The following is a 12,273-nucleotide window of genomic DNA, read 5'->3' as shown; positions in this document are numbered from 1 at the left end:
ATTAGGTGACGTAGAACTCAAAGTTAGCATTTTCCCATGTGGGGAAAATGGTTGTCAGTTCAATTCCGCAATCCGCGATACCCCCACATATATCTCCGATATCTTATACCAGGTCGTATAATCCACTTCTCCGGTCTGAGGCAGTCCAAAGACTTTTTGAAATACCCGGACAGCTTCGGCAGTTGCCGGTCCATAGATACCGTCAGCAGTGATCTTTGGAATAGCCGGATAAGCACCGGCAATCACATTCAACTGCTCCTGCATCTGCCGGACTTTGTTGCCGGATGAGCCAATCTTCAGAGTATAACCAGGCCAGGAGGACGGAATGCCGGAGATGGCTTCGGCGGTGTTGATGTACATGTCATCACCATAATAATAGCGTAGGATTTCGATAGGAGAGTAGCCCTGATCGCCTAATGATTTGGATCCCCATTGTGTCATCCAGTTCGGACACTGCACCTGCCGCCCGTCACAATACTGTGTCAGTATCGGCTGCTTCACATTCGGTCTGGAAAGATAATCGGCAAACAATTCATCAACGATCACAGAGATCGTATCATAGATATTCCGTTCGGGAATCCATTTATGGTCAAAAGCGGTGGATGAGGTAATCGTGAAATCATATCCTTTGTTCCGGTACCATTCTGTATACACACGGTTCAGTGTGAAGGACATGATCGCCAGAACATTTGCCCGGATCGTATCTTCAGGCCAGGTAGCATAGATTTCGCTGGAAGCCACATTTTTGATATAGTCTTTATACTTTACGTAATAATTTCTTGCGGTAGAATCCCGCGGGCTTCCATCGTGGACAACAATATATTCAGGAACGACGACACGACTTAAGACAATCTCACCGGATTCGATGGTTGGCTTGATCTCATCCTCTGGAATCTTGGGTGGGTATGTGGCATATAATGTATGAGCGGGTATGACGAACATAGCTTCATTTTCTTCCTGGTTATCGACGGGTTTCATGCTGACATTCTGCAGGGCTGTTACGTGGGGCAGAATCTCTGTTCCGGCAATGCTGACGGATTCATATCCGGCAGCAGATATTTGTAAGGTGTATTCTGAATACGGCTGGATCTCATTTTCCGGGTCCAGGCTGTATTCCAGCGGTGGTGCGGAAAGATCGATCATATCGGTATGTCCGGAACTGTCGGTAGTAAGCTGCTCTAAAGGAGTTTCCGGGATACCGGTGTAGGAGATGGAAATCCGGGCTCCCTGAATCGGATATGCAGTGATGTCGGAGACAAGATTGATCTGCAGACGGCCTTTATCAGGAGTATCCTGAGTGGTTGGAGTCGCTCCATTCATAATAATAGGACCTCTTTTAAGACTCTGTTACTGACAGAGTATGCAAAAGTAAGAAAAATGTGAGAATTGCGGAAAGAGAAAGAAACCGGTATAATAAAGTATTCCTACATTATGCAGGAAATCATAAGAATGATAGAAACAGGAGCGAAAAACAGAGCATGAAAAGAAGACATTTGCGAATATATAGAAAAAGAAGAAAAAAGAAAACGCTCATCCTGATTCTGATATGCATCTTACTCATAGGAATCGCGGCAGCAGAGCGAATCGGATACATAGATATGGAACAATTTATTTCCAATAAACAGGAAGCGATTCCTTATCAGAAAGTATCCAAAACGGCAGAAGAGAACACAGAAAAATACTATTACCGGCAATTGCCGGAAGAACAGAAGCAAGTTTATCGGGAAATCCTGGAAGGTGTCAGAAATCACACAGAGGAGATATATGTACATGATACAGATGCGGATGAGACGAATCAGATATTCCGGAAGCTGATGAAAGATCAACCGGATATCTTCTGGTGTGATGGAACAGCGACAGCTACAACGCATAAGGGAACGGAAAGCTATACGGTTCTGAAACCAAAATATTTTTATACAGCTAAGGAAAGCCAGACGATGCAGACAGAGATTACGCAGGCGGCAGCAAAGTGGCTGGCAGGTCTGGATGCTGACGCAGATGAGTATCAAAAAATTCTCTATGTGTATGAAAAAATCGTAGATGAAGTGGACTATGACGAGAGTGCACCGGATAACCAGAACATTTACAGCATATTTGTCAACAGGCAATCCGTATGTGCCGGATATTCAAAGGCAACGCAATACTTACTGGAACAACTTGGTGTGTTCTGTACTTATGTGACAGGAAAGACGACAGAAGGCGGAAACCATGCATGGAATCTGGTGAAGTGCAACGGCGATTATTATTACGTTGACACAACCTGGGGAGATCCGGTGTTTCAGCAGGAAGAAGGCGAGGATATATCCCGGGATACAAATCAAGAAACAGACACTTCCGGGAATAAGACAAATATCAGTTATGATTACATGTGCTGTGATGATACACAGCTGTTCCAGACACATATCCTGGATAAAGACACGCAGATGCCGGAGTGCAGCAAGATGGATTGCAATTATTATGTGGTAAATGGAATGTATTACACGCAGTATGATGCGGAACAGGCATTGGGAGCCATGAACCAGACAATCTGGACGAAGAAAAGTGCGACCACTTTCAAGTTCTCTGACAATGCGGTTTATCAACAGGCGCATGATGACATTTTCCAGAAAGAACTTGCAAAAGCAGCGCAGAATCTGGCAGACTACTATGGGTTATCACAGGTGAAGTACCAGTACATCGATGATCCGAGATTACACAAGATTGTAATATTTTGGCAGTATTCATAAAAAAACAAAAATATCCGTTGAAAATCCTCGGATTATGTAGTATAATTTTTACAATTTGTGAAGACATAAATTGTCTGGTACCGATGGATCAAAACAGGGCAGTTTTGTGCTTGCACAAACTGCCTTTTGTTCTATATTTTTAAGAAAAAATTCCTTGTTACAACGAATTTTTTTTGCCCAAATATAGGAATATACCTGAGGGACGGCGGAATGGCTTCATAAAAAAGAAAAAGAAACACAGAAGGGAAAAGGTGAATATATGAAAGCATTTCTTATATTAGAAGACGGGACTGTCTTTACCGGAACCAGTATCGGTTCGACAAAAGACATGATTAGTGAGATAGTGTTTAATACTTCAATGACAGGTTATCTGGAGGTATTAACCGACCCTTCTTATGCGGGACAGGCCGTAGTAATGACCTATCCATTGATTGGAAATTATGGCATCACACCGGATATGGAGTCAAGGAAGGCATGGCCGGATGGATATATCGTAAGAGAACTTTCCAGAATGCCAAGCAACTTCCGTTGTGAAGGAACAATTCAGGATTTCCTGAAAGAACAGGATATTCCGGGAATTGCAGGAATTGATACACGTGCCCTTACAAAGATTCTTCGTGAAAAGGGAACCATGAATGGAATGATCACCACCAATGAGAATTATAATTTAGACGAGATCCTTCCGAAGCTAAAAGCTTATACAGTTGGTGATGTGGTATCAAAAGTAACATGTGATGAAAAATATGTCTTAGAAGGCAATGGACCAAAGGTAGCTCTTATGGACTTTGGTGCGAAAAAGAACATTGCCAAGTCTTTAAATGAACGTGGCTGTGAAGTAACAGTCTATCCGGCAGGTACAAAGGCAGAAGAAATCATTGCTTCTGAACCGGACGGTATTATGTTGTCTAATGGACCTGGAGATCCGGAGACATGCGTATCTATTATCGAAGAGATCAAGAAATTATACAATACTGATATTCCTATTTTTGCAATTTGTCTTGGACATCAGCTTATGGCACTTGCAAATGGCGCAAAGACTTATAAGTTGAAATATGGACACCGCGGCGGTAACCATCCGGTGAAGGATCTGACCAACAACAGGGTTTATATTTCTTCACAGAATCATGGTTATGCAGTTGATGGTACGTCAATTGACCCGAAAGTAGCAAAAGAAGCGTTTATCAATGTTAATGACGGAACCAACGAAGGACTTGCATATGAAGGAAAGAACATTTTTACAGTTCAGTTCCATCCGGAAGCTTGTCCGGGACCACTGGATTCCGGATACCTGTTTGACAGATTTATGGATATGATGAAAGGAGCAAAATAATGCCTAGAATTAAAGATATTAAGAAAGTATTAGTAATTGGCTCTGGTCCTATTATCATTGGACAGGCAGCGGAGTTTGACTACGCAGGTACACAGGCCTGCCGTTCGTTAAAAGAAGAAGGTCTGGAAGTAGTTCTGCTGAACTCTAATCCGGCTACAATCATGACAGATAAAGATATCGCAGACCGCGTATACATTGAACCTCTGACAGTTGAAGTAGTAGAACAGCTGATTTTAAAAGAAAAACCAGACAGTGTTCTTCCGACACTTGGCGGACAGGCAGCGCTGAACCTGGCTATGGAACTTGAAGAAAATGGATTCCTTAAGAGAAATAATGTACGTTTGATCGGTACTACTTCCGAGACGATCAAAAAAGCGGAAGACCGTTTGGAATTCAAGATGACGATGGAGAAGATCGGTGAGCCTTGTGCAGCTTCTAAAGTCGTAAAGGATGTGCAGACAGGTATTGAATTTGCAGAAAGCATCGGATATCCGGTTGTACTTCGTCCGGCTTATACACTTGGAGGAAGCGGCGGAGGAATCGCGGATAATAGAACAGAACTCGTAGAGATCCTGGAAAACGGACTTCGTCTTTCACGTGTTGGGGAAGTTTTGGTAGAACGTTGCATCGCAGGATGGAAAGAGATCGAGTACGAAGTAATGCGTGACAGCAATGGTAACTGCATTACCGTATGTAATATGGAAAACCTGGACCCTGTAGGTGTACATACCGGAGACAGTATCGTAGTAGCACCTTCTCAGACACTGAGCGATAAAGAGTACCAGATGCTCCGTACATCTGCTCTTAATATTATCAGTGAGTTAAATATCACTGGTGGATGTAACGTACAGTATGCGCTGAATCCAGATTCATTTGAGTACTGTGTAATCGAGGTTAACCCTCGTGTAAGCCGTTCTTCTGCACTTGCATCTAAGGCAACAGGATATCCGATTGCCAAGGTTGCAGCAAAGATCGCTCTTGGATATACACTGGACGAGATCAAGAACGCAGTAACAAAGAAGACATACGCAAGTTTCGAGCCTATGCTTGACTACTGTGTTGTAAAGATCCCGAGACTTCCATTTGATAAGTTCATCAGTGCAAAACGTACACTGACAACACAGATGAAAGCGACCGGAGAAGTTATGAGTATCTGTGATAACTTCGAGGGAGCACTTATGAAAGCCATCCGTTCTCTGGAACAGCATGTAGACAGCCTTATGTCTTATGACTTCTCTCATTTAAAAGGAGAAGAACTGTTAGAAGAACTGAAAGTTGTAGATGACCGTCGTATCTGGAAAATCGCAGAAGCAATCCGTCAGGGCATCAGCTACGAAGACATTCACAGAATTACAAAGATTGACAACTGGTTCATTGACAAGATCGCAATTCTTGTAGAGATGGAACAGAAATTAAAGACAGAAGAATTAACAGCAGAGACATTAAAAGAAGCAAAACGCTTAGAGTTCCCGGATAATGTGATCGCAGAACTGACAGGAAAGACAGAGCGTGAGATCCATGACCTTCGTCATGACAATGGCATCACAGCTTCTTATAAGATGGTTGATACCTGTGCGGCTGAGTTCGCAGCAGAGACACCATATTACTACTCTGTATTCGGAAGTGAGAATGAAGTAGTTGAAACTTCCGGCAAGAAGAAAGTACTGGTACTTGGTTCCGGACCGATCCGTATCGGACAGGGTATCGAGTTCGACTTCTGTTCTGTACATTGTACATGGGCATTTGCCAAAGAAGGATACGAGACGATTATTGTAAATAACAACCCTGAGACAGTAAGTACAGACTTCGATATCGCTGACAAGCTGTATTTCGAGCCTCTGACACCGGAAGATGTAGAAAGTATCGTAGATCTGGAAAAACCGGACGGAGCAGTTGTACAGTTCGGTGGACAGACAGCGATCAAGCTGACAGAATCTCTTATGAAGATGGGCGTTCCGATTCTTGGAACATCTGCTGAAAATGTAGATGCAGCCGAAGACCGTGAGCTGTTTGATGAGATTCTTGAGCAGTGCGAGATTCCAAGACCGACAGGTGGAACTGTATTTACAGCAGAAGAAGCGAAGAAAGTTGCAAACAGACTGGGTTATCCGGTACTGGTAAGACCTTCTTACGTACTTGGCGGACAGGGAATGCAGATTGCGATCAACGATCACGATATTGATGAGTTTATCGGAATCATCAACCGTATCGCACAGGATCACCCAATCCTGGTTGATAAGTATTTACAGGGTAAAGAGATCGAGGTTGATGCCGTATGTGACGGAGAAGATATCCTGATTCCTGGTATCATGGAGCATATCGAACGTGCCGGAATCCATTCAGGAGACAGTATTTCTGTATATCCTGCACAGAGCATCTCTCAGAAGACAAAAGAGACAATTGCCGAATATACAAGAAGACTTGCAAAATCATTACACGTAATCGGATTGATCAATATTCAGTTCATCGTATGTGGAGAAGATGTATATGTTATCGAGGTTAATCCTCGTTCCAGCCGTACGGTTCCATATATCAGTAAGGTAACAGGTATTCCAATCGTACCACTTGCAACAAAAGTGATCATCGGACACAAGATCAAAGAACTTGGTTATACACCTGGATTACAGCCGGAAGCAGATTATTTTGCAATCAAGATGCCGGTATTCTCATTTGAGAAGATCCGCGGTGCTGATATCAGCCTTGGACCTGAGATGAAGTCTACCGGAGAGTGTCTGGGAATTGCCAAGACATTTGATGAGGCTCTTTATAAAGCATTCATCGGTGCCGGAGTCAAACTTCCAAAACACAAGAACATGATTATGACAGTTCGTGATGAAGATAAGGAAGAAGCAGTAGAGATCGGACGCAGATTCGAGAAGATCGGTTACAAGATCTTTGCTACAGAAGGAACTGCCAAGGTTCTGACAGATGCCGGAGTAAAGGCTATGACAGTGAATAAGATCGAGCAGGAATCACCGAACCTTATGGATCTGATCCTCGGACATAAGATCGACCTGGTTATCGACACACCTCCGCAGGGAGCTGATCACTCAAGAGACGGATTCGTGATCCGTAGAAATGCGATCGAGACAGGTGTCAATGTACTGACAGCGATCGATACAGCAAAAGCACTGATCACCAGTCTGGAGAATACAGATATCCAGAAGCTGACACTGATTGACATTGCTAAGATCAAATAGAGTTTGGACAATCGAATTTTGTGTAAATGAATTTTGTGCAACAGAATTTGAAAAATTGATATTTGTAAAAACATAAATAAGAAGTGGCATACAGCATGATTATTTTGCGGTATGCTGCTTTTTTGTTGCCAGATATTCGAAAGAATCTGCCAGTATCAAGTACTTCCAGTGGCAGATTCAGTAGATACTAAAGTAAAAAATATAAAATATGTGATCATTTACAACATGTAATACGTTCTATATACAGGGGACGCCCTCAGGAGGAAGAATTTTGACGCGTGAAAATGAATTACTTAAAAAGATAGCAAAAGGTGAAACAGAATACTGGGAAGAACTGATCGGGATGTATTACGAGGATATTCTCCGCTACTGTATCTACCATGCCCCGGACAAGACGGCGGCAGAAGATGCGGTACAGGAGACATTTCTGAAGGTGATCCGGTATATGCCGGACTACAGACATCGTGGGAAATTCCGGGCATTCTTATACAAGGTGGCCGCAAACACCTGCAAAGACCAGTGGAGGAAATGCACAAAAGAAGAATGGTTTGATACAGATACCGAAGCATCGGATGGTGAGAAAAAACTGCCAGAAGAAATGATCTATCTGGAAACCGGTTATGCAAAGACAGAAGGTGATATCAATTTCCTGAGACTGATCCGGAAGCTTCCGGAAGATCAGAGAGAAGTCGTATATCTGAAGTATGCACAGGAACTTTCGTTTCGTGAAATTGCGGAGATACTCGGGATTCCGGCAAGAACGGTTCAGTCGAGACTCAGGATCGCATTAAAGAAATTAAGAAAAAAGGAGGGAAAGCCGGATGTATAACAGACAGGGAAGAAAGGAAGAAGCGTATTTATATAAAGCATTGAAGTTAAGCGGATCATTGCAGATTGGCGAAGAAGAAAAGTCAGAACAGATCAGAAAAATCATGGAGATCAGTAAGGTCGACTGGCTGACCGGGAAGAAGAGAGAACGGACAGACTTTACAGCATTCCTGATCCGTCAGATTCCGTTCATCGGATGGAAGATGTGGAGCATACAGGCGCTGGTTATGATAAGTGCGGTCGTATTCTTTTATGGAACGGACGCAGGAACTGTGGATGTAACATGGCTGTTGGCGGGAAGAAGACTTGCGTTTCTGGTCGGAGCACTGGGAACTGTCATGGCAATGATCGGGATTCCTTATGTGATGCAGTCTTTCCGATACCGGATGTATGAGATGGAAAAAGCCACAAAGCATGGATTGGCGGGGATGCTTTTAAGCCGGATGATCGTATTGTCGGCCGGAGATCTGGTAACCGTTCTGTTGTGTATGTTTGTGATCAGCAGTAAGAATTATGCATCGGCAGGTATGGTTCTTTTGTGGTATCTGGCACCGCTATTCCTGACAGGAAGCTTCTGTGCGGGATGGATGCAGAAGATAGAAGCAAAACTTGATATGGAAGATCAGGCCTCCGGATGTATCCGGATCTGTGAAGGTGCCTGTGTGGGACTTTTGATTTTGCAATATCTTTTATACCTGAAACTTCCATCTGTGTATGGAAATGCAGGATGGTGGACTGTTATTCTGGTGATTGCAGCTGGAACTATGGTGTATAAGGGAAGGAAGATAATTGCTGTACAATTTTAGAAGTAAAATGGGATAAAATTTTAAAATGACAGTATATCTAAAAGAGATAAATAAAAAAGGATAATGATAAACGATCTGAATGAAACAGATAAATATGGATAAGAAATGAATCCAAGGTACTTACTATAGAACCTTATCATAAGACTTAACCTAGAAACTTTTGTGAAAGAAAGAGGAACAAAATATGAAACTTGAAATATGTGATGTCAGCAAACAATACAAAGACAAATGTGCTGTCGATCATGCAAGCCTGACACTGACACCGGGAGTCTGGGGACTTCTGGGAGCAAATGGTGCGGGTAAGACGACACTTATGCGGATGATCGCTGGGATTATGAAGCCGACTGGCGGAGAGATCCGTTACGACGGGATCGAGATCGGCACAATGGGAGAAAAATACAGAGATATCTTCGGATATCTGCCGCAGGAATTCGGATTCTATCCGGGATTCTCGGTACAGGATTATCTGGAATATATGGCTGCATTAAAAGGAATCGGCAAAAGAGAGACAAAAGAAAAGATACAGGAACTTCTGGAATTGGTATCACTTACGGATGTCAGAAAGAAGAAAATCAGCAAATTATCCGGCGGAATGAAACGCCGTGTGGGAATCGCACAGGCATTGTTGAATGAGCCGAAAGTACTGATCTTAGATGAGCCGACCAGCGGGCTGGATCCGGGAGAGAGAATGCGTTTTCGGAATCTGTTATCGGAATTCGGAAGGAACAGGATCGTACTGATCTCGACGCATATTGTGTCGGATGTGGAGTACATTGCCACTTGCAATGCAGTTATGAAAAATGGAAAGATTGCAGCGGTTGGAGAGACAGAAGAACTGGTAAAAGAAGTCGAGGGAAAAGTATGGAATGTAGTCCTTGATATGGCAGAAGTGATGACATACGAGACAAAAATCCCAGTGGTGAACATTTACAACCGCGAAGATGGAAAAACGGTGCTGCGTTATCTGGCAGAGCGGCCGGTTATTCCGGGATCGGAACCGGCAGATGCAAGAATGGAAGATCTGTATCTGTGGATGTTTCCGGAACAGGGAAGGGAGGAAGTACGATGAGACTATATGTATTAGAATTAAAACGTCTGTTGAAGACAAGAAGTGTCAGTTTCCTATTGATCGCGGCACTTGTACTTTCGGCAGTAATGGCATATGTACCGGTAACATATATTCAGGCATATAAGACAGATAAGTCCGGGAATATCGAGGCAGTAAGCGGAAGAGAAGCAATAAAGGTGAAAAGGGCGGATAAAAAAGCACTGCAAGGTGAAATGACGGAAGCAAAGATCCGCGAGACAATCACTGATATAAAAGAAGTATTAAAAGAATATGGCTCACTGAGCCGGCAGGATATTCCTCTGGAAGTATATGTGCAAAAAGTATATCCGCATTTAGATATCATAGCAGTGCTGGAACAGACAGTCGTTCCGGACGGAAAGAATCTTTATACCATGAAATATTCGGATATCAGTGAAGAGGATGCAAAGAATGTATATGTAGCTTACAGGAAAAATGTTTGTAATCTGAACCAAAATCCCGGAATTCAAAAGAAGATCGATCAGATGACAGCACAGATACGGACCCCATTTAGTTATTATCCGGAGATTACGACGGATCAGCTGGATTATTATGAAATCTATCTGTTCCTGGTCATGATTTTCTTTATGGTGATCATAACACCGGTATTTGCAACCGAGTATCAGACCGGATCAGACCAGATCCTGCGCTGTACGAAACATGGAAAATTCCGCCTTGCGGTTACAAAAATCGCAGTGGTATTCACATTGATTTTTGCAGTATTTGCGGCAGGAACGGCAGTCTTTTCCATCATAATGCGTCTACTATATGGCGCAGAAGTATTTAAAAATCCGTTGCAGATGCTTGGATATCTGTACTATATTCCTGCATTTACAGTAGGAAAAATGTATAAGGTCATGGTTGCGGGAGCGCTGCTTTCACTTGTGGCAGTTGGATCGAGTACACTGTTCTTTTCGGCAAAATGCAAGACGGTACAGTCGGCACTGATCTGTGCATTTGCGGGTGCATTTGTACCGATGGTGATATTTACAATATCAAACAGCCGGAATATTTTGGATATTTTAAGATGTATCTTCCCGACCAGTGGACTTGCCTTTATGAACAGCCTGGAGGGAGAATTGCTTGCCAGAAACTTTGTACAGATCGGCAGCGGATATTACTGGACGCCATATATTATTGCAATTGCAGCAGGAATCTGGATTCCGGTATGTCTGGTCGTAACAGTGGTGAGCTATTGTAAAAAAGAGGCTTAAAAAGCGGTGAAATAACAGAGAAAAATAAGTAATAATAGCAGAAAAAAGAGCAGTGTAATCTGTGTGTTTGAAAAAAGTAAATAAAAAAGTTGACAAAATACAGCGTACATGATATGATACCAATCGTTGCTTGTAACAAATCTGTAATATTTGTAATAAAGTTGCAAAAAGTGAATATACTTTATTAAAAGAAATGTAAATCATTGCAACAAAATCAGGAGGGTATTTATATTATGTTAAAAGCGAAGAGACTGAAATCGATGTTCGTGCTGTATTCAGCATGCGCAGTAATGGCAACTGGTTTTACCAGTCAGGCAGCCTCTGAACAGTCGGAAGTAACAACAATCACAGAAACAAAAGGGGAAAATACGAATACACACACTGCTGTACAGGCGATATCACAGAATATCGTAGCATCTGCACAGGAGATGACAGATGTAAGTCAGCAGGTAATCGCAGATAATATAGCAAAAAAAGAAGAGGAAGAACGCCTCGCAAAAGAAAAGGCAGAGCAGGAAGCACAAGAAAAAGCAGAACGCGAAGCAAGAGAAGCATACGTAAGAGCGAATCAGGAACTGATGGCATCCATCATCTACTGTGAAGCGGGAAATCAGCCGTATGAAGGACAGGTTGCTGTCGGTGCGGTGATCATGAACCGTGTCAAGAGTGGATGCTATCCGAATTCTATCGAAGAAGTCATCTATCAGTCCGGACAGTTTGGACCGGCTGCGACCGGATGGCTGAACAGAGTCAGAAGTTCAAAGGGATATTCACAGACGGCTCTGCAAGCCGCTGTAGATGCGCTGAATGGCTCGAATCCGATCGGAAGCTGCCTGTATTTTGACCAGGGCGGTGCCGGAATGAAGATCGGAGCGCATTATTTCCACTAATATTTGCAGAAACAATATAGAAAGAAATGCATACAGGGTGGAGTCGGAGTTCTTCAGAAATTCGAAAGAAATCTTAAGAAAGCCGGAATTGACAATTGCATTACGAATGTATTACGATAAGAGGGCAAAAGTTTTTAACTTTTGTCCTTTTGCTATTGCCATGCATTCGTAAGGAGCTGCCAGTTGCCAAAG

9 protein-coding genes are annotated in these 12,273 nt (G+C 42.9%); 8 read left to right on the top strand and 1 reads right to left on the bottom strand.

The annotated features are described in order from the left end of the window. Positions 1–54 precede the first annotated feature (54 nt). On the bottom strand, positions 55–1,320 hold the full coding sequence (locus GT508_RS08795) for a peptidoglycan-binding domain-containing protein (protein WP_161144054.1): 1,266 nt from the start codon (positions 1,318–1,320) through the stop codon (positions 55–57). 158 nt (positions 1,321–1,478) lie between these two features. Between GT508_RS08795 and GT508_RS08790 the strand changes: the two genes are divergently transcribed. The 8 genes from GT508_RS08790 (at position 1,479) to GT508_RS08755 (ending at position 12,081) form a co-directional block, all read left to right on the top strand. After that, a complete protein-coding gene (locus tag GT508_RS08790; RefSeq protein WP_161144053.1) occupies positions 1,479–2,726 on the top strand; it encodes a transglutaminase domain-containing protein in 1,248 nt (415 codons plus the stop codon). 259 nt (positions 2,727–2,985) lie between these two features. Continuing rightward, positions 2,986–4,056 carry a carbamoyl phosphate synthase small subunit gene (locus GT508_RS08785; RefSeq protein ID WP_028086254.1) on the top strand — a complete coding sequence of 357 codons (1,071 nt, stop codon included), beginning with the start codon at positions 2,986–2,988 and terminating at the stop codon, positions 4,054–4,056. Beyond that, positions 4,056–7,256: a carbamoyl-phosphate synthase large subunit gene (gene carB / locus GT508_RS08780; RefSeq protein WP_117598060.1), complete on the top strand. Its 3,201-nt coding sequence runs from the start codon at positions 4,056–4,058 to the stop codon at positions 7,254–7,256. Before GT508_RS08785 ends, carB begins: the two co-directional genes overlap by 1 nt. 271 nt (positions 7,257–7,527) lie before the next feature. Beyond that, positions 7,528–8,085, top strand: a complete 558-nt coding sequence (locus tag GT508_RS08775; RefSeq protein ID WP_139009599.1) for an RNA polymerase sigma factor — start codon at positions 7,528–7,530, stop codon at positions 8,083–8,085. Beyond that, on the top strand, positions 8,078–8,890 hold the full coding sequence (locus tag GT508_RS08770) for a hypothetical protein (protein WP_139009598.1): 813 nt from the start codon (positions 8,078–8,080) through the stop codon (positions 8,888–8,890). Before GT508_RS08775 ends, GT508_RS08770 begins: the two co-directional genes overlap by 8 nt. Positions 8,891–9,074: 184 nt before the next feature. Then, positions 9,075–9,959: an ABC transporter ATP-binding protein gene (locus GT508_RS08765; RefSeq protein WP_139009597.1), complete on the top strand. Its 885-nt coding sequence runs from the start codon at positions 9,075–9,077 to the stop codon at positions 9,957–9,959. Next, positions 9,956–11,191, top strand: coding sequence for an ABC transporter permease (locus GT508_RS08760; RefSeq protein WP_139009596.1), 1,236 nt, complete (start codon positions 9,956–9,958; stop codon positions 11,189–11,191). Before GT508_RS08765 ends, GT508_RS08760 begins: the two co-directional genes overlap by 4 nt. A gap of 233 nt (positions 11,192–11,424) precedes the next feature. Continuing rightward, on the top strand, positions 11,425–12,081 hold the full coding sequence (locus GT508_RS08755) for a cell wall hydrolase (protein ID WP_139009595.1): 657 nt from the start codon (positions 11,425–11,427) through the stop codon (positions 12,079–12,081). Positions 12,082–12,273 lie beyond the last annotated feature (192 nt).

The sequence above is a fragment of the Dorea sp. BIOML-A1 genome, assembly GCF_009875615.1.
Classification (GTDB): Bacteria; Bacillota; Clostridia; order Lachnospirales; family Lachnospiraceae; genus Dorea_A; species Dorea_A amylophila.
Note: the sequence above shows the minus strand (reverse complement) of the source record. Positions and strands in the feature narration are given on the sequence as shown.